The following is a 22,225-nucleotide window of genomic DNA, read 5'->3' on the forward strand; positions in this document are numbered from 1 at the left end:
AGATGCACTGGATCAAGCCGACCGATATCGCCTGCCGGTATGTAATTTGATCAACACTTTCTGTTTTGACCTTCTTAGGGGCAAAGCGGTCAGCACAGATCATAAACACCGCTCCGACTACTAGCCCGATCAGCACCGTCGAGGTTGAAAACAGATGTTCATCAATGTAGTCCTCGAACAGGAAGCCGAATATCCCCGCTGGAATAAGTCCGACTATGACCTGCGCCAGCTTCAGCCGGCCTTCCGTCTCCACCTGCGGCGCCCCTTCCGGCACTGCCGTCATTTCCTTGCGGCTGAACCGCTTTAGACCCAGCAGATCAATAAACCGGTTGCGGAAGATGATGACTACTGCCAGAATGGATCCCAGCTGGATAACAACCTTAAACGTATTCGCCGTGTATTTTCCCAGAAACTGCTGCGATTTCAGCCACATATCATCGACAATGATCATATGGCCTGTGGAGGAAACCGGAGCAAACTCGGTCAATCCTTCAACAATACCCAGAATAATAGCTTTAATAATGGTTAGCAGCTCCATGTCTTTCCCTCCTTATGATTAAGCTTATCCGCGGGCTTTGCCCGCTGTCCGGCGTCTGCGGAAATACAGCAGTCCCAGTAGAAGAACTCCGGCAACAAGCACTGCGTATACGATGTTCGAGTACGTATCCATATATATAGCGATGTCTTCCCATGACTCTCCCAGCGCCGCACCCAGCAGGATGAGCAGCAGGTTCCAGGCCAGTGTGCCGATGGTGGTGAACAGCATGAAGTGGCCGAATTTCATCCCGGACATCCCGGCCGGAATGGAGATCAGACTGCGCACCAGGGGAATCATCCGGCAGAACAGCACGGTCCAGTAGCCGTATTTATCAAACCAGGCATCGGCCCGGCGGATATCCTTGGCACTGATGCGGATCCATCCGCCCCAGCGTTCGACGATCCGCTCCAGTCTGCTTACATCCAGCATCCGGCCGATCCAGTACAGGACGACTGCACCAAGCAGTGATCCGGCGGTAGCGGCAATCAGCACACCGGTAATGGTCATGCCGGAGGTGGTGGTCATAAATCCGCCGAACGGCAGGATGATCTCTGAAGGAATCGGCGGAAAAATATTTTCCAGAGCCAGCATGAGCAGAATGCCGGCATAGCCGAACTGCTCCATAAAGTCAGTAATCCATGTTTTCATTGGCAGGTCCTCCGCTTTCAGATCAGATTTTTTTTGAGATTGCGCAGATAACGGCCTCGGATCAGGATGAAATACAGCCCCTGCGCTGCCAGGTAACCGGCCAGTACCGCCCCTGTTTCAGCAGCGATGGATAGATAGAACAGCCGCTGCAAGGCAATAAAGGCAAACAGACTATGCACAATGGCTATCCCAACCGGAACGAAGAACATCAGCGCAAGCTGCAATGTTACCGTGCGGTCCAGCTCCTGATCGGTCAGTCCCATTTTGGACAAAGTGGAATACTGCAGCCGGTCATGGTCAAGATCCGTATAGAGCCGGAAATACAAGAAGCTGCCTGCGGCGATAAAGAAGACCGTGCCGACCAGCAGCGAAGCGAACAGCATCGTACTGTACAACGTCTTCTGAATTTCAAACAACGTACCGCTGACGACTACCGCATACGGCGCGTCGCTCTCATAGGCTACTTTTCCTTTATCAGCAAGTACCTTGGCAATCCCTGACGTCAACGGAAAATCGTCAACATAGAAACCGGTGTAACGGTCAGTATGCGCCGGAATAATGGAGCTGAACAGACTGTCGCTGACCACAACCCCGCTGAAATCCCCGCCGTCCCGGCCATCCAGCTCCGGCAGCAGGTATTCGGCAATCGGAACATGCTCCGTATAGCCAATCTCCACAATCTCCGTGCCTTGCTCCAGGGTGTACTCCGCTTTGACTCGGCCCCAAGTTAAGCTGCGGTCCCGCTGGGAGCCGATCATCACCAGTCCTTCGTTCCCTTGAAGCGGCTGCTCATGGGAGATAAATCCCGCCTGCTGCAAAGCCAGTTTGTAATCGCTGTAAGCCATCAGCGGAAGCTTACGGGTCCGGTCAAGCCCGGTCTGGGACTTCACTTCCGCGTGTTTGACCGGAATAGAAAGTATTTCATAGGGCAGGCTCAGGCGCTCCAGCTCACCCTGGATGCCCCGTAAATCACCTTCCGCGTTGTAGCCGGCCTGACTTCCTTTGGCCACGTAGCCTACAGCCGCCGGATAATCCAGCTTCAGCTCCTTAGACAAGGTATGAATTGAAGCAAATACCCCTACAGAGGTGAAGGACACCGCCGAAACAACCGTCACCATAAAAAACATCCGCCCGTTGTCCTTCCAGCGGTAAGACAAGCCCGAGAGCATAATCATATTTGTCTTATGCCAATAAAACCGCCGCATTCCCCGCAGCAGCTTCACGATGAAAAGGCTAAGCTGCGTATAGAACAGATAGGTTCCGGCAACCGTAATGGCCACCACCGGGAACATGATCATCTCTATGGAAGCTGCTGTCGCCGAAGCAGCCAGAGCGTAACCGCCCAATAGCAGCAGCGCAGAAATTGAAGCCAGCAAAGGAGACACCCGCGGTTCCTGCTCCGCTCTGCGTCCGCCCTGGAACAACCCGCGCGGTGATTCCTGGCCGATAAAGGCAAAGGTGCACAGGGAGATCAGCACGAACAGCAAGGCGAAGCTGCTGACCGTCAGCAGGGGCGCCTGCCAGGAGAAATAAAATTCCAGCGGGGCAATACCCAGAAATTCCGCCCCGATCATCAGAAACAGCTTGCCGAGCAGCAGCCCGAGCAGAGTACCGGTCAGAATCGCGGAGCTGCCAATCAGCATATTTTCCAGAAACACCATCTTATTCAGCTGTCCTTTGGTCATCCCGTGCATCAGCAGGACGCCGAATTCCAGCTTGCGCGACTGCATAAAAGAGCCTACGGACACCAGCACGAACAGCGAGGAGAATACAAAGATAATCCCTTCCGCCACCATCATTGTATTAGCCGCCGTGCTCAGAATCGTATCTCTGGTGATGGCCGGATGAAAAATAAACAGCGCACAGAGAAAGAAAACCATTACTGAAAAGGCGCTGCTGACAAAATAAGCGGCATACTTTCGTTTGTTCCGTGCGACATTCCTATAGGCGAACTGACGAAAGGTCATGAGCCGCTCCCCCCAGCAGCGACAGCATGTCGATGATATTCTGGAAGAAAGCCGCCCTGCTGCTGCCGCGGTACATCTCGCTGTAGAAACGTCCGTCTTTAATAAAAATCACCCGGTGGCAAAAGCTCGCCGCCACCGCATCATGTGTAACCATCAGCACCGTGGCGCCTTCCGCCTCATTCACCTCGGCAAGCAGGTTCATGACTTTTCCTGCTGCTTTGGAGTCCAGGCTGCCTGTCGGCTCATCCGCCAGAATCAGCGACGGGCGGTGAATCATTGCCCGGGCAATCGCCACCCGCTGCATCTGGCCGCCGGAAATCTCATAGGTCCGTTTGGCCAATAGTGGCGTGATGTCCAGTCTCAGCGCCACTTCCTTCAGTCTGCGCTCCATCTCCGCTACGGAGACGCCGGCAAGCGTCAGCGGAAGCACGATATTTTCCTCCACGGTGAGCGTATCAAGCAAATTAAACTGCTGGAAGACGAACCCCAGCTCCTTGCGGCGGAACAGCGCCTTATCCTTGCGCCCCAGCATGTTTGGATCACGCCCGCCTATCATGACTTCACCCGAAGTAGGCTCATCGATTGTCGCAATGACGTTCAGCAGCGTAGTTTTTCCGCTGCCTGAAGGTCCCATAATACCGACAAACTCCCCCTTCTCCACAGCAAAGCGGATATGGTTCAGCGCATGGATGGACACCTTGCCCTCATATATTTTAGATAGATTATGAACGTCTAACAGGGGCAAGTGCGTCCGCTCCTTCTGTGTTTTGGATTATCTTCATTATACAAACTGTAAACTTTAGCTGCTATTTCTGAAACTTACAGTCACCTTACATTATTGTAAGCAAGCCAGGGTTGACAGAGTTTCCTGGTGCGATTATATTTATATGCATGAGCATACATTTATTATTTTACAGGCTTCCGATCTCATAACGTATGCCAAATTCAGAGCCCTGCCAAGGAGAGATAAAGAAATGAAAGATCTGTTCACACCTTATGAGTTAAAGGATTTAAAGCTGAAAAACCGTGTGGTTATGCCTCCTATGTGCCAATATTCAGTTACGGACAAGGACGGGATCGCTACGGATTGGCATTATAACCACTACGTCAGCCGGGCTGTGGGCGGAACCGGACTGATCATTATAGAAATGACCGACGTAGATCCGGATGGCCGGATTACCGATTATGATCTTGGCATCTGGTCGGATGAGCATATAGCCGGCTTGGCGCGAATTGTAGACGCCTGCCATGCCTATGGTGCCAAAGTAGGTATTCAAATTGCGCATGCGGGACGCAAAGCCGAAGATGCAGGAGTGCCTGTGTCCTCCTCTCCCATCCCGTTCGATAACAAATCCAAAACGCCGCGTGAGCTGACTACAGCGGAAGTTAAAGATATGGTTGGCAAGTTCCAGGCTGGCGTAAAACGGGCCGTTCAAGCCGGATTCGATGTCATCGAGCTCCACGGCGCCCATGGCTATCTGATCCACCAGTTCCACTCACCGCTGACAAACCGCAGAACCGATGAATACGGCCAGGACCTTTCTTTGTTCGGAAAAGAAGTCATCGCTGCCGCTAAACATGAGATGCCGGAAGGTATGCCGCTCATTATGCGCATCTCAGCGCAGGAATATGTTGAAGGCGGCTACGGCATCAAGGAGAGTCTTGCTATTGGCGCAGCCTATAAGGAAGCGGGAGCGGATATTTTCCATATCAGCGCCGGCGGTGAAGGAGCGATTGCTGCTGCGGGCAGACCGGGTACACATGCAGCCTATCAGATTCCGCTTGCACGGTCTTTCAAACAGGAGCTGGCAGTTCCGGTAATTGCTGTGGGCCGGCTGGATGAAGCGGGTCTTGCCAATGCAGTCATCGGCAATGAGGACGCTGATCTAGTAGCTGTAGGCCGGGGAATGCTGAGAAACCCGTACTGGACGCTGGAAGCCGGAGTACAGCTGGGCAAAGACGCCGGTGTTCCGAAGCAGTATACATTTGGTTTCCCAAGAGTCAGCAACTAAGCCGGGAGCTAAACAATTCTAGTCTGCAGAGCATGCACGTTCAGTCAGGCTTCTTTTCTCGCAACCTGCGGGGTGATGATGGTATAATGGATACTACTTAATTTCATGTGCCGGCATATACCGGGAGAGGATTTTGCAGATGAAGAATAACCTGGAGGATGAGCTGATTACCAGCTGGTTGTCTCTGACTCATATACAGATGAATGTGGCGAATGAACTCGAAGCAAGGCTGCAGGAGAATTATCAGCTGTCCCTGAAGGAATTTTACCTGCTGCTCTTCCTCTCCGAAGCCCCGGAGCAGAAGCTGAAGCTGCAGCAATTGGAATCCATGGTCGGGCTTAGCCAGAGTGCCGTCTCCCGGCTGGTCAGCCGCTTTGAAGCCAAGGGCTGCGGAGCGCTGGAGCGGAAATCCTGCGACGCTGACCGCAGAAGCATTTATACTTCGCTGACTCCGATCGGGCAGAGCAAGGTAGACCGGGCACGGGTAACCGTGAACGAGGTCCTGGCTGAGGTTTTTCCCCAGAGCGAAACAGCGCAGCTGCTGGAGCAGCTTGCCCGCCTGAAACAGCAATAAACCTCTGCTGCCCCAGAATACAAGAAAACCCGCTGTCCCATTCTTGGGATGGCGGGTTTTCTGTAGTGGGACAAGAACACACATCACCGCCATGGCATACACCAGTAATAAACGAACTGTGAGGTGTATGTATGCTGTTTGCGCTGATGCAGCTGATTGGCGGTATTATTCTATCAATAGGGTGGATTCCGCAAATTGTTCAGATCTTAAGGACGAAGTCAGTCTCAGATTTAAGCTTGAAAGCCTATCTGCTGATGCTGTTGGGCATCGGTCTGATGGAGGCTTACGCGGTAAGCTTGGCACTAGAGGGGACCGGCTTTGCTTTTCTGATTACGAATACGATGTCCCTCACCGTTGTGTCTACCGTCGTGCTCCTGATCCTGCGCTACCGGCCGCCGCATGTCCCGAAAAAATAATCCGCACCGCCGTCCCCGTGCCCACCTCTGAGGAAATCTCCACCTCATGCCCCAGCTTGCCGCAGATCTGCTTGACGAGGTAAAGGCCCATCCCGGTTGATTCCTGAAAGCTGCGCCCGTTCACACCGGTAAAATACGGATCGAATACCCGTGGCAGGTCACCGGGAGGAATGCCTACCCCCTCATCACGCACCTCAAGTGTGACTTTTCCCTGCTCCTCTAGATAGCTATTAAAATGTACAATTTTGCCTTCCTCCACCGTATAACGCAGAGCATTGGTGATCAGCTGGGTCAGCACAAAGGCCAGCCATTTCTCGTCTGAAGTAATCGTAATGCCGTTGTCCACGGAAATGGCCGGAAACACTCGTTTGCGGATGAACAGACGCTTCTGCTCTGAAGTCACACTGCGCACAATATCTGCCAGCTCCAGCTGCTCTACGTAAAAGTCATGCTCGAACGTATCCAGCCGGGCGGTGTAGAGCACTGTGTCCAGCCCTTTTTTCAGCCGGTCCAGCTCGTCACCGATTGCGGTGAATGGAGGTCCGTCCTTGTCCTGAATGATTAGATGGATCACCGAGAGCGGTGTCTTCATGCCATGGACCCACTGGTTGATGAAATGAATATGCTCCTCCAGCTTGTGGCGGTAGCTGTGCAGATCATTCTGATAGAGCCGGAACTGCTGGGTCAGCAGCGTGCGCAGGCTGTCGGCAAGCGGTGTGCTCTGGACGGGACCGCCCGATTCTTCAAGCGAGCCCGGCAGCGACTGCAGCCGCTCATAGAAAGTGCGGTTGCTAAGATAACGATAAGCCAGATATCCCAGCAGCAGACAAGTGCTGAGCAGCCCCGCGTACAGGCTCACCTCTACCGCACTTCCGCCGTCCAGGCGGTATATCAGTGTGATGATCAGCAATTGGGCTATGTAGACTACGATCAGCGGCGTTTGTTCCCGCAAAAATAGCTTCATCCTACGATTCCCCCCAGTCGCCCGATAACCGGTAGCCTTGACCGCGCACGGTCTGAAGACCGTCCTGGATATCCAGCACAGCCAGCTTTTTGCGTACCCGGGTGACATAGACATTCAGCGTATTATCATCAACAAACGCCTGTTCATCCCAGATTTTCTCCAGCAGCCGGTCGCGTGTGACGATCGTGCCGGCTTTTTGCATCAGTTCATCGAGAATTTTCGCTTCGGTGTGGCTAAGCTCAATCTTAGCACTGCCGCGTGACAGAACCAGCCGCTCTACATCAAGCATCAGTCCGGAAACGCTCAGGCTGCGCTCATTGCCGCCCGCGGCATAGGAGCCGTAGGCACGGCGGAGATGGCTTTTGATTTTGGCAAAGGCAATTTCATAATCAAACGGCTTCGTGATATAATCATCGGCCCCGTTCTCCAGCGCCATGACCTGATCCATTTTACCGTCACGGGCAGAGATGAACAGAACCGGACAGGTAGATATCCCGCGGATCTGGCGGCACCAGTAGTAACCGTCGAACTTAGGCAGATTGACATCAAGCAGCACCAGATGCGGCGCATATTGCTCAAACTCCGCTTTTACCGCATCAAAATCGCGCACCGCCTGCGTCTCATAGCCGAACTTATGCAGGTAATTCTGAAGCAGTGTTACCAGTCCCTGGTCATCCTCAATAATGAATATTTTGAACATAAGAGGCCTCCGGTTGCATCCTTAGCTTAAGCCAAGGGGTTTGCCCATAATATATACAGTCGCTGCAGGCTAGTCAAATATGGGGTATACTCTTTAAGTAGTTTTTACATAGGAGGATGATTATTTATGGATAAACGATTTACATTTAATGAGGATGTGGAGAACTACGAAAAATGGAGACCTACATATTGTGAAGAATTATTCGAGGATATTATGGCGTATTCTCACATTGAGCAAGGTAAAAAAGCACTTGAAATAGGTATTGGAACCGGTCAGGCAACCATTCCTTTTGTGAACATGGGGTGTGAATTAACGGCAATTGAATTAGGACAAGACCTCGCAGCGTATTCAAAATTAAAGTTTCAAGACTATAAAAATTTCACGGTGTGCAATACTGCATTTGAAGATTTTAAGTGTCCAGATGAAAGTATAGATATAATGTATTCAGCTACTGCATTTCATTGGATTCCAGAAGAAATCGGATATCTTAAAGCCTTCAGATTATTGAAAACCAATGGAACACTGGCATTATTCTGGAACCGGCCCTTTGTAGCAAGAGAAAATGACGAATTACATCAGACTATTCAAGGCATATATCAAAAATACAGACCCTCTAACACCAAAATAATAGAAAATGACACTGAAAGATATAACAACATAGTAAAGACAATTCAAGCTTATGGATTTAGAGATGTTGTGTTTAAGTTATATCATTTAACCAGAAGATTCTCATCGAATGACTATATCGCATTATTAAATTCATATTCAGACCATAGAAGTATGCCATCCGCAACCAAAGAATTGTTTGAAGCTGAGATTAAAGAAGCAATTATTAAATTTGGTGATGTAATAAGTGTCTATGATACTATCGACTTGTATTTAGCAAGAAAATGAGTTGTTCCCGTTTCGATTCATTAATATCTCCATAATACTTATCCTCACAAAGTAAAAAGCCGTCCTTCCGGTTCAAACCGGTAAGAACGGCTGATTAACTTGATGTAGCTTATCTGCCGTCCAGCAGATTGCCCAGGCCGCCGAGGATACTTCCCTCTTCCTTGCGTCCCGAATTGCCTGCAGCGGACAGAATGCGGTCCGCCATCCGGCTGAACGGCAGCGACTGCACCCAGACCTTGCCCGGTCCGCGCAGGGTGGCGAAGAACAGGCCTTCACCGCCGAACAGCGCTGTTTTTACACCTTTGACGAATTCGATATTATACTCCACCGATGAAGTCATAGCGACCAGACAGCCGGTATCGAGCTTAATGGTCTCGCCTGGCTGAAGGGTCCGTTCCAGCACATAACCGCCGGAATGAACGAAGGAAAGGCCGTCACCCTCCAGCTTTTGCATAATAAAGCCTTCACCGCCGAAGAACCCTACGCCCAGCTTGCGCTGGAATTCGATGCCCACCGATACCCCTTTGGCTGCGCAGAGGAACGCATCCTTCTGGCAGATGATTTTGCCGTTATACTGCTGCAGGTCGAGCGGAATGATTTTGCCAGGATAAGGGGCGGCAAAGGTTACACTCTTCCGTCCATACCCCCCTGTGTGGGTAAAGAGGGTCATAAAGAGGCTTTCCCCCGTCAGTATACGTTTACCCGCACCCATCAGCTTGCCCATCAGCCCGTTCCCCCGCTGGGAACCCGAGCCGTCGCCAAAAATTGTCTCCATTGTGATCTCCGGGTCCATCATCATAAAGCTGCCTGCTTCCGCAATTACGCTCTCTCCGGGGTCAAGCTGCACCTCTACACACTGAATTTCTTCACCCATAATGACATAATCGATTTCGTGAGCACTCATTCCTGTTTCCTCCTAAGTGTTTGTTGAGCATAGCCCTGACTTTCCAATCCTATGATGTTTTGAATGAGATATATACGTACAGTTTAGATGGACGGTTCCTGATTATCAATGAAAAAGAAACAAAAAGAGGCCAGCAGGGATCTGTTCCCGCCGGCCTCTCATCATGAACCCCGCAGCACGGGGTTAACTTTGCACTATTCACACTACTGTACCATCTTGCGGCTTGCCCAGCTTCGGCTGAAGCTTCGGCACTTTGTTCAGCTTCGCTCTGCCCAAAGAAGTCGTTAAGGTGATTACATAGCCGGCTACAACCACGGCCATCACCGTATACAGCGTCTCCTTGACAGGCATATAGAAAAGCGACAATGCCAGAACAATTACATCCATCAGGATGAATACCGTACCTACTTTAATTCCCTTCCATTCACTGATCAGCAGCGATAAAATATCGTCACCGCCGCTCGCCCCGCCGCCGCGCAGGACCATCCCCGCTCCTAGACCTGTCAGTACACCCGACAACAACGCCGCAAGCGGCAAGTTATCCTGCAAGTTGATCACCCATCCGGAATAGCGTTCCATCAGACCATAGAACAGCGTGAAGGCTCCTACAGAGATGAAAGTGTTCACCACGAACGATTTTCCTTTGAATATCAATGCGATTAGAAGTACTGGAATGTCTAAAAGTAGAGTAGATAATGAAGGCGAAATTCCTAATACGTATTTGCCGAGCAGTGCCAGGCCGACAAACCCGCCCTCGGTCAAATGATTCTGATAATTAATGTGATAATAAGTAAATGCTAAGAGCAAAGTTCCGGACAAAATAACGGTGAGTCGTAGCGGCAAATTTGTGCCACTGTTGTGATTCCTCATACAGGTCTCCCCTTATCGTAGATGGCGGCTTAGACGTCACTTAAGCCTCTACTAGGGGTCATACCAGAGGAGCTATTCCTTCGCATACAATACTCCCTTCCCTCGCAGAGGCGGCTTCGTCAATTAACAACGGTACGCACATTCTACAGGGAAGCTAAGTATAAGACAGATCATAACGTTTCCAAATCGTCCTTTGGGGAATCGTCCTTCGGGGACACATGGTATCCTGATCCTTTCTCTAATTTAATAAGTTCTGAATAGATTATACCACGCCACAGGTACTCTCTAAACATGTTTCCAGTAAAAAAGTTAACGAACTGTGTAAAATCTGTTGTCAGTCCTGATTACGCAGCAAACGGTTGACCGTCTCTCGCCGGACGCCTATCAATTGTCCAATTTCTTCCTGTGTTAACAGATCTGTCAGCTGTGCGCCATGCGCATATTCATTCATCCAGCGGGTCAGCAGGTCCATCCGCTCAGCCGGCGATCCAACAGTAAGATGATCCACCCGCGTCTGCATAAAACGCACCTTTTCCTGAAGAAGAAGTGCAATCTCCATTACTTTCCCCGGATTCTCACGCAGCTCGCGGTACCATTCCGCAGCCGGAATGACTTCTACCTCGCTTTTCATCATCGCGACAGCTGTTCCATGCGCCTCCTTTGGCGAAATGAGGGAATGGTGGGGAACCGTCTCACCGGGATACAGAAGGTTAAACAGCACCATGTTCCCGTTCTCATGCAGCCTTGTTACCTTAAACAGCCCGCTTTTCACCCGATACAGATAATCGCAGCTGTCACCCTGGCGGAACAAGGCTTCCCCTTTGTGCAGAATCATCTCGCTCTCTCTCCTTTAGCTTCACTTTATATATATTGGTCATTATACAGAAATACGCCTGAAAAATGCAGCAGACTCCAATAAAAAACTGCGGGCAGCAGACAGGTGTCTGATGTCCCGCAGTTTTTTATTGTGATCCGTGAGATTATTTAGCCTGCAGCGGCTTCTTCCATAGTCCAAATGCCAGACCGGAGATGACGGAACCGATCAGAACGGCCAGCAGGAACAGCAGCGCATTGCTGGAAAGAGCGGCGACGAAAATCCCGCCGTGCGGTGCAGGGACGTTAATATGCCAAAGCTGAGTGAGTCCGCCGGCTACGGCTGAGCCTAAGATACAGGTAGTCAGGACACGCAGCGGATCGGCTGCAGCAAAAGGAATGGCGCCTTCCGTGATAAACGATAAACCAAGCACATAGTTGGTGATACCGGATTTACGTTCGGTTTCAGTGAATTTATTCTTGAAAAGCGTAGTCGCCAGTGCAATTGCCAGCGGAGGAACCATCCCCCCTGCCATAACGGCTGCCATCATCAATCCGTTCTCATTGCCGCTTGAGGTAAATACCCCGATTGCAAAGGTGTATGCTGCTTTATTGAAGGGACCGCCCATATCAATAGCCATCATTCCGCCAAGAATAACTCCCAGAAGGACCATATTTCCGGTACCCAGATTGTTAAGCACATCAATGAGTCCTTCGTTGAGCGAGCTGAAGATTGGATCGAACAGGTAGAACATTATGGTGCCGGTAATCAGCAGACCAAATACCGGATACAGCAGAATCGGCTTCAGCCCGTCAAGGGTACGCGGCAATCCGGCAAAGGCTTTGCGGAGGCCAACAATTACATAACCGGCCAGGAAACCTGCAGCCAGTCCGCCGAGGAAACCGGCGTTGGAATTCAGGGCCATAATACCGCCTACCATCCCGGGCATGAGCGCCGGCCGGTCGCCGATGCTCATTGCGATAAATCCGGCGAGAATCGGGATCAGGAAGTGGAACGCACCGTCTCCGCCGCCGATCGTCTGGAGCAGCTTCACCAGCGGATTATCAACGCTCGCCACCTGCTCGATCAGGAAGGAGATCGCCAGGAGAATACCTCCGCCGACTACAAACGGGAGCATATGCGAAATACCGTTCATCAGGTCTTTATAAATTTTGCTGCCTATGCTGCCGGACTTCACACCCGCTGCATCATCATTGCTGCCTCGTCCTTCGCTATGGTAGATCGGAGCATCACCTTTTACGGCCTTGCTGATCAGCTCTTCCGGCTTCCGAATGCCGTCGCTGACCGGTCTTTGCAGCACGGGCTTGCCGGCAAAGCGGGCCATTTCTACATTCTTGTCAGCGGCAATAATAACGCCGCTGGCCCGGCGGATTTCATCCGCAGTCAGTACATTCTGCGCACCCTCAGAGCCGTTGGTCTCCACACGGATATTGACGCCCATTTCCAGCGCTTTTTTCTTAAGGGCATCCTCTGCCATAAAGGTGTGGGCAATCCCGGTAGGGCAAGCCGTTACAGCGACAACGAAGCTTGAGGAAGCCGGGTTTCCGGTAATCACCCGTTCAGAAGCCTGCTTAGCTGCAGCTGCAGACTCATTCTCCTGCGCTTTAGCCTCTTCTTCTGCCTGCTTGGCATCAAACAGAGCAGCAACTTCATCCGGTGTACCTGCTTTCATGAGCGCTTCTATGAATTCGCTTTCAATCAGCAGCCTGGACAACGAAGCCAAGGTACGCAGATGCATATTTCCAGCGCCATCGGGTGCCGCAATCATAAAGAACAGCTTAGCCGGTTCATCATCCAGTGAAGCAAAATCGACACCGGCACGGCTCTTGGCGAACACTACGGTTGCTTCATTGACTGCCTTTGTCTTGGCATGAGGCATTGCAATGCCTCCACCGATACCCGTGCTGGACTGGGCTTCGCGCGCCAGAATCTTATCTTTGAACAGCTTCTTGTCGTTGATCCGTCCGCTGGCCGCAAGACTGGCTATCAGTTCATCAATCGCCGCTTCCTTCGTTGTGGCCTGCAGGTTCATGATCATTGTATCTTTTATCAACAGATCTGTAATTCTCATGTTTATCAGCTCCCTAAATTCCTATAATGCCGCTTGCTTATACCTGTGAAATTTGAATCTGCGGCCGAAGCTGCTCAATAAGCTCACCTTCCGCCAAATCATCAGAGAATGCAGTCGCACTTCCAGAAGCAACACCTGTGCGGAACGCCTCCAGCACATCCCCCGTCTGCGACAACGTACCCACAAACCCGGCAATCATCGAATCCCCCGCGCCTACAGAATTCTTCACCTTGCCTGCCGGCGCATTCGCATAATACACCCCCTGCTCTGAAATAAACAGCGCTCCTTCACCCGCCATGGAGACAAGCACATGCTGCGCACCCGATTCCAGCAGCTTGCGTCCGTATGTGATAATTTCCTCTCTGGTGCTGATGGTAACACCGAACAGTTCGGCGAGTTCATGATGATTCGGCTTGACGAGCAGCGGACCATGTACAAGCGCAAGTTCCAAAGCCTGTCCGGTTGTATCTATGACGAACTCTGCACCCTGCTGCTTGCATACTCCGATCAGCTTGTTGTAGAAATCTTCACCCAGGGATGGGGGGATGCTCCCGGACATAATGACTATATCCCCGGCCTCCAGACTCTGGAGTTTGTTCAACAATGCCCCGGCTTCAGCAGCCTGTATATCCGGCCCGGTTCCATTAATCTCAGTCTCTTCCCCCGCCTTGAGCTTGATATTAATCCGGGTATCGCCGTTAGCAGAGATAAAGTCACTGGAAATGCCCTCTTCGCGCAGCCATTCTTCAATATAGCGGCCGGTAAAGCCGCCGAGAAAGCCGGTTGCCGTATTCTGTATGTTCAGCTGATTCAGCACGCGCGATACGTTGATCCCTTTGCCTCCGGGCAGTTTCAAATCACGTGTCATACGGTTTAAGCTGCCGAGCCTCAAATCTTCAACTTCCACGATATAATCAATGGAAGGATTGAGTGTCAATGTATAAATCATTTTCATCCCTCATTATTGTGGTTTACTTAATCTCATACAATGGTGAAGTCTACATCCAGCGCTTCGAGCCCGCGGATAAAGCTGTCCGGCGTTTCCGAATCCAGGATGAAATGATCGATTTCCTGCAGGTCCGCCACTTTGCAAAAGGAGACCTGCCCGATTTTGCTGTGATCAGCCAGCATAATGGCCTGCTTGGCAACAGCGATCATTTTGCGCTTCGTGGCTGCCTCCAGCATATTCGGGGTGGAAATCCCGTCGTGCAGATCAAGTCCATTCGTCCCGAGAAACGCTTTATCCACCCGTACCATCTCAAGTGAACGTTCCGTCATCGGTCCTACAAAAGCCATCGTATCCGGCCGCAGCATCCCACCGGTAATCGACACTTCGATATTCCGGCAATCCTTCAGCTCGTTCAGGGCCATGATCGAATTGGTAATGACCTTGAGATTCGAGAAGCTCTTCAGCGCTTTGGCTATCTGAAGGGTCGTCGTTCCTCCGTCAAGCAGAATGGCGTCACCTTCCTGAATCAGCTCTACCGCCTTGCGGGCAATCCTCAGCTTCTCCTCCTGGAACCGGTCTTCCTTGTCCGGGAATGCGGCCTCAAAGTTGACACTCTGCAGCGAAACCGCTCCGCCATGCGTCCGCTTAAGCAGCCTTGCTTCCTCCAGCTCTTTCAGATCCCTGCGTACCGTCGATTCCGAGACGCCAAGCTGCTGGCTGAGCTCCTGCACGGATGCTCTTGTCTGTTGCTCCACGAACTGCACGATGCTGCGTTTTCTTTCCTCTTCAAACAGCACATCCATCACTCCTTGGATGCAATGCGCAGACTTATAATCCGCCGGCCATGCATCATCTATGCTTACTATTGATAATTTTGCTCATTTGCTTGGATCTTCATGACCGTTATTGATCATTTCTGCTCATTTATGATTTTAACAGCGTTTTCAAAGTCTGTAAAGCGCTTTTTTAATCACAAATGCGCATTCGGCTCTTCGCTGGAAATATCCTCCCGATTGCCTATCTCATCTATCTAGACAATGACATATTTTATAATACATATGGCGAAAAGCGGGTGAACAGGAAATGGCCAATAACATAAACGGGAACGGCAGCAGTAGGAGCAATAACAAAAGCAGCAATAGTTCCGGCAGCAATGGAAATCCGGTTGAAGCTGCGGAGCTGACAGCTGACGATTATGAGATTATTGCTGCCGGACTTTCCGTTCTGGGAGAATTCTTCGCTTTCTTAGCACTTGTCAAGGCAAAGGAAGTAACTAAGGAAACCGGGGGACAGGTGGATCTGGCGCCGGATCTGTTTATTCAGTCACGAAAAAAGGCGATGAAACGGAAATCCCGTCCACCGCGTTGATTTTTTTATAGGCTGATTCTTTGCTCAAGAGCCTGTTAAACGGACTCCAGCGGAAGGGTCTGATGCTGCTCCAAGAGCTCACTAACCTGCTTGCGCTGATCCTCCGGAACATTCACAATGACTAGAATATGCTCCTGTTCAGCATGCTCCGCATACCGGGCGGCATCCTTCTTAGGGATTCCAATACTGATCAGGCTGACGGTAAGACCATCACCTTCCAGGTCTGCCCCTGCCAGCTTACGCGCTGCCGGTCCTGCGGCCACAGCGGTATCATCGATCATGTCCAGCCCAACCCCAAGCTCCCGGGCGGTTCCTAACAAGCCCGAATTGCCATTTCCGCTCTCCGTTTTTCCAATACCGGTATCCTGGCTGATGATCTCCAGCGTATTCTTCTGTTTCGTGACGGCTGAGATTTGCTTCGCTTTAATTCCACTTTTACGCAAGGACTCGATAGCAAGCGAAGCATCGCTCCTGTGCCCGAATATCCCTATAACCAGTGTAGTCATCTGCAATCCCCTCCTATTATTGCGATATTAACCGCCTATTTACCGCTTAAACCAGGAGAGGGGGTGTTAGGTGTGAACACGGCTGAATCAATCACTAGCAATTCGGTTATAAAGATAGAATCGGGATTATGTTACTAGAACATCCATGATCCTAACGGATACATAAAGTGTAATTAGATTATAGGAGGTGCTGCTATGCTGCAAAGTAAGTATTTTCGGACCTGTCTGTCCATTATCGCCTTCTTAACGATTCTCTATCTGGGCTCCAAGGTTTTTTTTCTGATTAATCCTGTGCTGGCGATTCTAAATCTGCTGCTGGTGCCAATGATGCTGTCGGGATTCATGTATTATCTGCTGCGGCCGCTCGTAAAGCTTCTGGAGAAACATAATCTGAACCGGGCACTGTCTATTCTGTTAATCTATCTCGTGTTCATCGGCCTCTTCGTGCTCTTCTGGATCCTCGTCTGGCCAACGCTGCGCGAGCAGTTCCAGAATTTCATCGAAAATATGCCTTTCCTTGTCCAAGGAATGCAAGATCAATTCACCAAGCTGCAGAGCGATCCTACCTTCTCGCGTTTTTTCAAAGGCGATACCGATCTTTCGGTAAGAATCTCCGAATACTTGAGCAATGGCGTCACATGGGTGACCAACTCCATGTCCAATCTAATTGGCGTCATCTCCAGCATTGTCGTCATTATAGCCACGCTGCCGGTTATTCTGTATTACATGCTCAAAGACGGGCATAAGCTGTCGCCGATTCTGCAAAGCCTGATTCCACGGAAATACCGCAAGGAGGGCCAGGTTATTCTGGAGGATATCGACAGTGCGCTGAGCGGTTTTATCGTTACCCGTGTGCTGCTGAATGTTGTCCTTGGCATCATGCTATATATCGGGTTTTTAATTATCGGACTGCCCTATTCACTGCTGCTTGCCGTCATCTCCATCCCGCTCAACTTCATTCCTTATGTCGGTTCGCTGCTTGCCGCTGTACCGGTGGTTATCGTCGGATTCATCGAATCTCCATCGATGGCGATCTGGTCGCTCGTCATTATAGTCATTGCCCAGCAAATTCAGGATAATGTACTCTCTCCGATCATTTACGGCAAATCGCTGGATGTGCATCCGCTGACGACGGTTGTTCTTGTGCTGGTGGGTGGAGATTTCTTCGGCATTATCGGGGTATTGATTGCTCTGCCGGTCTATATGATTGCTAAAATCATCTTTTTGCGGATCTACGAGATTGTCATTGCAGAAAGGGTGGAGGAAATTCAAATCACCCCAGAGGATAAACTGTAGGTAAAATAAAAAGGGCTGTGCCTCTCCTTCCGGAGGGCACGGCCTTTTTGTTAGGGGGATCTGCTCAGCCCCGCAGGGAACGGACCACAAATAGATGTGAGCCTTTCATCAGGTTCTGTCCGTCCTGGAGGGTAACCGAGCCTTTGGTATGCGAGATGATTACCGAATTAAACGCAATCAGCTGATTCCCCCTCCACACGGTTACCGCTGATTTAAAATAAATTGCGTTGTCAAACTGCTGCCGTTCTCTCATGACGTATCCGACGGAGTGTAGAACCGGGGGCAAAGCTCTCTCTTTGGGAGCGAGTGCCTTTATGAACACAATGTCACGAAAAGGCACAGCAATTTCCTGATGGCCGATAACGGCCACCGAAGCCGCAGGGTCCCATTTGCGCAGCACGCCCTTCATGATCGTATACGGCGGTTCGCCGCAATACATAATGACAGGTCTGCCTACCCAATGCTTCATTGCTCCACCCCCCTTCGCTGTGTCCTAGCTACCTATACATTCGGTATGGACCAATCTATCCTTTCAAACCATGTGACTCCAAAAATTGATTCGCCTGTGAAAAGGGCCGGCTGCCTAAAAATCCGCGGTGTGCGGAGAACGGACTGGGATGCGGAGACTGAATGATCTTATGACGGCTCCGGTCAAGGTTGGCCCCTTTTTGCTGGGCATGGCTGCCCCAGAGGATAAATACGACCGGCTCTGTCCGTTCATTCAGCTTCTCCATAATGGCTCCGGTAAATGTCTCCCAGCCCAATCCTTTATGAGAATTGGGTTGTCCTTCCCGTACAGTTAAGACTGTATTGAGCATCAGCACGCCTTCTTCGGCCCAATGCAGCAATGAGCCATGATTCGGAGCCGTTACACCTGTATCGCTCTGCAGCTCCTGGTATATATTGCGCAGTGAAGGCGGAATCCGCACCCCGGGCTTCACTGAAAAGCTTAATCCGTGAGCCTGGCCCGCTCCATGATAAGGGTCCTGTCCCAATATAACGACCCGCGTCTTGCTGTAAGGCGTCAGCTTAAGTGCCGAGAACAGCAAATCCCTCGGCGGGTAGACCGTATATTGGCCGTACTCCGCATCTAACGCATTAAGCAGCTCCTGAAAATAGGGTTTCTTTGTTTCCTGCTGCAGGATCTCATCCCAATCGTTGCCGAACATTCTAGGTCTCCTCCCGCTTTTGCCTGCTGGTAAATCTATCGTTCAACTAATATAATCTATTACCCAATAGCCGGGGGCTATTTCCGCCCGTAATCCGCCTTGATCTCGCCCCACTCCTTGGTCTGCCATTTCAGGACTTTATTGTCATAGGTATTTGTCTGCAGCCAGTGCTCTGCCCTGTCAATCAGCGTCCAGATCTCCTCTGTTGAAGAATCCCGCGCCAGTGTTGTGGCTACCTTCTTCTGCTTGACCCATTTCATGGCATTGACGGAATCGCTGTAAACAGTCTTACTGCTGCCCTCTTTTTTCAACAGCGCCAGCGCGTGTACGATCGCCAGGAACTCTCCAAGATTATTCGTGCCTTTCTTAATCGGACCGCAGGAGAAGATAATATCCCCGGTCTGGGTATCTACGCCCTTATATTCTACCGGACCCGGGTTGCCCCGGGTACCGACATCCACAGAGATACTGTCGTAATCAATCTCTGCCGATGTCGGAACGGAAGCGCTCCGGCTCCACGGGCTTGCCGGTTTGCCTTTAGCACCGCCGGATGCTGCAGCACCGGTTCCCCAATTGCCTTTCCAGCCTGCCTTATAGGCGGTATCGGCTGCTGCCTTAGACTCATAGGACTTGTATTTGGCCCCTGTGTAATGATCGGTCTGGGCCTGGCATTCTGCCCAAGTGCTATATACTCCCGGCTGCTTGCCTTCCCAAACTACATAATATTTCTGTTTTGCCATGGTTACTGCACCCCCTGCCGCCAAAAATTCATCAGAAGAATATTGTAATCGAAACCGCGTCCAGATTGAAGTGCATTTATTGGGACTGCCTGCAGCCCGGAGGAAAAGCCGGATAATTAATTATGAAAAGGCTCATACTATGGCGGGCTGTTCAATCCAGCACCTTGAGCGCAGTATCGATGATATTCTGCAGTTTGCCCCGATCCTGTGTGGTTTTGACCATAACCCGCAAGCCTACCAGCACGTTGTGAAGATAAGCTGCCATATCAGCCGGTTCATAGCTGCGCTGAAGCTCTCCGCTCTCTTGTCCTTGCCGCAGCAAACGTTCGAAGAGCCGCTCGGTGTACAGGAAGGCGTCATTCACTTTGGCTGCCGCGTCCGGATCCAGATTGGACAACTCCACCGCAGTATTGACGAGCAGACACCCTTTCGGTTCAATCTCTTCCCGGAGTATGGCTATTTCAAACAACAGCCGGATAGCCTCCTTGGCGGAGGCCAGCCCTTCGACCCGGTTCTCCATCTTGGAAGAAAAGATTTCCGCATAACGGTCTATCACTTTCATATATAAAGTATGCTTATCACCAAAGGTATCGTACATGCTCCGTTTATGGATCCCCATACCGGAAACCAGGTCCTGCATAGAGGTTTTTTCATAACCTTGGTGCCAGAAGATCGTCATTGCCTTTCCGAGTACGTTGTCAACATCAAACTCCTTGCTTCTAGCCATAATCATGCTCCTTTCTGGTGCTATTTTACCATTTATAGAACGTTCGGTAAATATTACTCAAAATCGTGAACTTCATCACTTCAATTCCGCACCAATCATTCTATATTAATTTTGAAGCTATCGGAATGTTAGCCTTAATACAATTTTGTCCAAAAGAAATGAGGTGCAGCGATGCATTCGCCAGTACGCCGACTGCTTCTATGGATCCTGCTGTCTTTAGCGCTCCTTCTCTTGTCATGCAGCAGACAGGCAGCAGAGCAAAATCCGGTATTCCGGATTCAGTCCGGCCAGAATATAAAACTTTTCACGACAACAGATACACATTATTTATCCCCTGGACTAACGGATAACGGCCCGGCTTTCAGCCGTTTTCTGGCTGCCGGAGACGGAAAACAGGTCAACTACAGCGACGAAATGCTGGATACCCTGGAATACGATATCGGACTTCAGCAGCCGGCGGCAGTCATTATCAGCGGAGACCTGACCCTTAACGGGGAACAAGCCAGCCATCAGGACTTAGCGAAGCACCTGCAGTCCATCGAGCAGCGCACCGGTACGCGGGTCTATGTGATTCCCGGTAATCACGATGTGCAGAACCCTTGGGCCCGGAGCTTCGAAGGAGAGCGGCAAATCCCTGCAGACACCCTCTCCCCCAAAGCATTCCGCAGCATTTACGGCGCTTTCGGTTATGAAGAAGCGGTGTTATCTGATAAAAATTCGCTTAGTTACCTGGCTGCCCCCTCGGATGACCTGTGGCTCCTGATGCTCGATTCCAGTCAATTTCGGAGCAATAAAAAACTGGGCCACCCCCAGCTGGACGGCCAGCTCTCTGCCTCCACGCTGAAATGGATCGATAAATGCGGCAGGCTTGCGGCAGACAACGGGGCGCATATCATTGCAGTCATGCATCACAGCCTGATGGATCACAGTGATTTCATTCAGGAAGGCTTCACGATTAATGACAATAATCAGGTCATCGAAAGGCTTATCCGGAACGGAATTACCACCGTGTTCAGCGGGCACATCCATATTCAGGATATCCGCAGGTACAGTGCAAAGGGTACGGAAATCTATGATATTGCTGAAAGCGCGCTCTCCGTCTACCCGCATCAATATGGTGTTCTAAACTATTCTCCCGCAGGTCAGACGCTAGATTACAGCACTTCCAGGCTGAACGTGGAGCTGTGGGCAAAAGCAGCAGGAAGCACAGATTCAAACCTGCTTCACTTCAATACTTACAGCGAAGAGGCATTCCGCAAGCTGTCCGCTGACCGGAGCTACGCGCGTTTATCACAGGACAGCAGTTATGCCAACTATACGTCCACCCAGCTCCAGGCCATGGCTGACGTTGTCGGAAAGCTCAATGAAATTTATTTTGCCGGGACAGCGGATTCGGATCATGCAGCCGTTCTTGCCTCAGAAGGATACCGTCTCTGGCAGAACGCACCTGCAGGCGGATTACGGAGTTATGTTATGGGCATGGCACAGCTGGAACAACAGGATAATCATCACCTGCAGGTAAAATTATCCGGCCGATAGGGTTTAAGCAGCGCGAATTACGTTTAAGTAGGGTCGAGCAGAACAATTCAATAGGCTCAAAGGAGGATGACAAATCAATGTTCAAACGCATGGATGAAATCATGATTGAGATCCCCGATGTCGAGAAGCCGGACCCGAATGCTGCAGCAGCCGTACAGGAGCTTTTAGGCGGGAAGTTCGGAGAAATGTCCACCCTCAACAATTATCTGTACCAGTCCTTTAATTTCCGCTCCAAAGAAAAGCTGAAGCCCTTCTACGATCTGGTGATGAGTATTACCGCCGAGGAGCTGGGGCATGTGGAGCTGGTCTCTCACGCGGTAAATAAATGCCTTAGAGGATCCACCGAATATAAAAAACCGGATTCCACTCCCCTGGAAGCTGTAAAGGATGCCCGCTTATCGTATCATTTCCTGGCCGGGGCACAGGGTGCCATGCCTTTTGACTCGATGGGTAATCCCTGGACCGGTGCCAATGTCTTCAACAGCGGCAATCTCGTGGAGGATCTGCTGCATAATTTTTTCCTCGAATGCGGGGCAAG

Annotated in this window: 24 protein-coding genes and 1 pseudogene; 8 read left to right on the forward strand and 17 right to left on the reverse strand. The window is 50.8% G+C overall.

Annotated elements, in window-relative coordinates; all coding sequences use genetic code 11:
* The 4 genes from AQR02_RS34470 to AQR02_RS17305 form a co-directional block, all read right to left on the reverse strand.
* A partial coding sequence (locus AQR02_RS34470; protein ID WP_425339984.1) for an undecaprenyl-diphosphate phosphatase occupies positions 1-538 on the reverse strand: 538 nt, incomplete at its 3' end.
* 24 nt (positions 539-562) lie between these two features.
* Positions 563-1,186 (reverse strand): DedA family protein, encoded by a 624-nt coding sequence (locus tag AQR02_RS17295; RefSeq protein ID WP_054941545.1) that lies wholly within the window; start codon positions 1,184-1,186, stop codon positions 563-565.
* Positions 1,187-1,203: 17 nt separating this feature from the next.
* A complete protein-coding gene (locus tag AQR02_RS17300) occupies positions 1,204-3,153 on the reverse strand; it encodes an FtsX-like permease family protein (protein WP_054941546.1) in 1,950 nt (649 codons plus the stop codon).
* Positions 3,128-3,898: an ABC transporter ATP-binding protein gene (locus tag AQR02_RS17305; RefSeq protein ID WP_054941547.1), complete on the reverse strand. Its 771-nt coding sequence runs from the start codon at positions 3,896-3,898 to the stop codon at positions 3,128-3,130. Before AQR02_RS17305 ends, AQR02_RS17300 begins: the two co-directional genes overlap by 26 nt.
* Positions 3,899-4,127: 229 nt before the next feature.
* Here AQR02_RS17305 and AQR02_RS17310 point away from each other — a divergent pair, with 229 nt between their 5' ends.
* The 3 genes from AQR02_RS17310 to AQR02_RS17320 all read left to right on the forward strand — a co-directional run bounded on the left by AQR02_RS17310 (position 4,128) and on the right by AQR02_RS17320 (position 6,155).
* Positions 4,128-5,165, forward strand: a complete 1,038-nt coding sequence (locus tag AQR02_RS17310) for an NADH:flavin oxidoreductase/NADH oxidase (protein WP_054941548.1) — start codon at positions 4,128-4,130, stop codon at positions 5,163-5,165.
* A 139-nt stretch (positions 5,166-5,304) separates the two neighbouring features.
* Positions 5,305-5,739 (forward strand): MarR family winged helix-turn-helix transcriptional regulator, encoded by a 435-nt coding sequence (locus AQR02_RS17315; protein WP_054941549.1) that lies wholly within the window; start codon positions 5,305-5,307, stop codon positions 5,737-5,739.
* Positions 5,740-5,870: 131 nt separating this feature from the next.
* Positions 5,871-6,155 (forward strand): PQ-loop domain-containing transporter, encoded by a 285-nt coding sequence (locus AQR02_RS17320; RefSeq protein WP_054941550.1) that lies wholly within the window; start codon positions 5,871-5,873, stop codon positions 6,153-6,155.
* Here AQR02_RS17320 and AQR02_RS17325 read toward each other — a convergent pair.
* Positions 6,100-7,119 (reverse strand): sensor histidine kinase, encoded by a 1,020-nt coding sequence (locus AQR02_RS17325; protein WP_054941551.1) that lies wholly within the window; start codon positions 7,117-7,119, stop codon positions 6,100-6,102. The two genes, AQR02_RS17320 and AQR02_RS17325, sit on opposite strands and share 56 nt — an antisense overlap.
* 1 nt (position 7,120) lies before the next feature.
* Entirely contained in the window at positions 7,121-7,819 is a 699-nt protein-coding gene (locus tag AQR02_RS17330) for a response regulator transcription factor (protein WP_054941552.1), read from the reverse strand.
* Between the two features lie 126 nt (positions 7,820-7,945).
* On the opposite strand from AQR02_RS17330, the gene AQR02_RS17335 reads away from it, so the two are divergent.
* Positions 7,946-8,713: a class I SAM-dependent methyltransferase gene (locus AQR02_RS17335; protein WP_054941553.1), complete on the forward strand. Its 768-nt coding sequence runs from the start codon at positions 7,946-7,948 to the stop codon at positions 8,711-8,713.
* A 109-nt stretch (positions 8,714-8,822) separates the two neighbouring features.
* Here the strand turns inward: AQR02_RS17335 and AQR02_RS17340 are convergent, their stop codons facing one another.
* From AQR02_RS17340 to AQR02_RS17365, 6 genes are all read right to left on the reverse strand, one after another.
* Positions 8,823-9,617: a TIGR00266 family protein gene (locus AQR02_RS17340; protein WP_054941554.1), complete on the reverse strand. Its 795-nt coding sequence runs from the start codon at positions 9,615-9,617 to the stop codon at positions 8,823-8,825.
* A gap of 198 nt (positions 9,618-9,815) precedes the next feature.
* Positions 9,816-10,487, reverse strand: coding sequence for a YitT family protein (locus AQR02_RS17345; protein ID WP_054941555.1), 672 nt, complete (start codon positions 10,485-10,487; stop codon positions 9,816-9,818).
* Positions 10,488-10,821: 334 nt separating this feature from the next.
* A complete protein-coding gene (locus tag AQR02_RS17350; RefSeq protein ID WP_054941556.1) occupies positions 10,822-11,322 on the reverse strand; it encodes a Crp/Fnr family transcriptional regulator in 501 nt (166 codons plus the stop codon).
* Between the two features lie 145 nt (positions 11,323-11,467).
* A complete protein-coding gene (locus tag AQR02_RS17355; protein ID WP_054941557.1) occupies positions 11,468-13,393 on the reverse strand; it encodes a PTS fructose transporter subunit IIABC in 1,926 nt (641 codons plus the stop codon).
* A 37-nt stretch (positions 13,394-13,430) separates the two neighbouring features.
* Positions 13,431-14,342: a 1-phosphofructokinase gene (pfkB, locus tag AQR02_RS17360; RefSeq protein ID WP_054941558.1), complete on the reverse strand. Its 912-nt coding sequence runs from the start codon at positions 14,340-14,342 to the stop codon at positions 13,431-13,433.
* A gap of 32 nt (positions 14,343-14,374) precedes the next feature.
* On the reverse strand, positions 14,375-15,145 hold the full coding sequence (locus tag AQR02_RS17365; RefSeq protein WP_054941559.1) for a DeoR/GlpR family DNA-binding transcription regulator: 771 nt from the start codon (positions 15,143-15,145) through the stop codon (positions 14,375-14,377).
* A 280-nt stretch (positions 15,146-15,425) separates the two neighbouring features.
* Here AQR02_RS17365 and AQR02_RS17370 point away from each other — a divergent pair, with 280 nt between their 5' ends.
* A complete protein-coding gene (locus AQR02_RS17370; RefSeq protein ID WP_054941560.1) occupies positions 15,426-15,710 on the forward strand; it encodes a hypothetical protein in 285 nt (94 codons plus the stop codon).
* Between the two features lie 35 nt (positions 15,711-15,745).
* On the opposite strand, the gene AQR02_RS17375 is transcribed toward AQR02_RS17370, so the two are convergent.
* Positions 15,746-16,216, reverse strand: a complete 471-nt coding sequence (locus tag AQR02_RS17375) for a general stress protein (RefSeq protein ID WP_054941561.1) — start codon at positions 16,214-16,216, stop codon at positions 15,746-15,748.
* A gap of 195 nt (positions 16,217-16,411) precedes the next feature.
* On the opposite strand from AQR02_RS17375, the gene AQR02_RS17380 reads away from it, so the two are divergent.
* On the forward strand, positions 16,412-17,512 hold the full coding sequence (locus AQR02_RS17380; RefSeq protein WP_054941562.1) for an AI-2E family transporter: 1,101 nt from the start codon (positions 16,412-16,414) through the stop codon (positions 17,510-17,512).
* A 64-nt stretch (positions 17,513-17,576) separates the two neighbouring features.
* Here the strand turns inward: AQR02_RS17380 and AQR02_RS17385 are convergent, their stop codons facing one another.
* The 4 genes and pseudogenes from AQR02_RS17385 to AQR02_RS17400 all read right to left on the reverse strand — a co-directional run bounded on the left by AQR02_RS17385 (position 17,577) and on the right by AQR02_RS17400 (position 20,148).
* Positions 17,577-17,981, reverse strand: a complete 405-nt coding sequence (locus AQR02_RS17385; RefSeq protein WP_054941563.1) for a hypothetical protein — start codon at positions 17,979-17,981, stop codon at positions 17,577-17,579.
* Between the two features lie 32 nt (positions 17,982-18,013).
* Positions 18,014-18,681 (reverse strand): annotated as a pseudogene (locus AQR02_RS17390) (uracil-DNA glycosylase).
* A 77-nt stretch (positions 18,682-18,758) separates the two neighbouring features.
* Positions 18,759-19,421 carry a ribonuclease H gene (gene rnhA, locus AQR02_RS17395; protein ID WP_054941564.1) on the reverse strand — a complete coding sequence of 221 codons (663 nt, stop codon included), beginning with the start codon at positions 19,419-19,421 and terminating at the stop codon, positions 18,759-18,761.
* Positions 19,422-19,572: 151 nt separating this feature from the next.
* On the reverse strand, positions 19,573-20,148 hold the full coding sequence (locus tag AQR02_RS17400) for a TetR/AcrR family transcriptional regulator (RefSeq protein ID WP_054941565.1): 576 nt from the start codon (positions 20,146-20,148) through the stop codon (positions 19,573-19,575).
* A gap of 231 nt (positions 20,149-20,379) precedes the next feature.
* On the opposite strand from AQR02_RS17400, the gene AQR02_RS17405 reads away from it, so the two are divergent.
* Positions 20,380-21,687: a metallophosphoesterase gene (locus tag AQR02_RS17405; protein WP_209444169.1), complete on the forward strand. Its 1,308-nt coding sequence runs from the start codon at positions 20,380-20,382 to the stop codon at positions 21,685-21,687.
* Between the two features lie 77 nt (positions 21,688-21,764).
* Positions 21,765-22,225, forward strand: a 461-nt coding sequence (locus AQR02_RS34475) for a manganese catalase family protein (protein ID WP_245237517.1), incomplete at its 3' end; no start/stop codon positions are given.

The sequence above is a fragment of the Paenibacillus ihuae genome (assembly GCF_001368795.1).
In the GTDB taxonomy this organism is placed as follows: domain Bacteria; phylum Bacillota; class Bacilli; order Paenibacillales; family Paenibacillaceae; genus Paenibacillus_AQ; species Paenibacillus_AQ ihuae.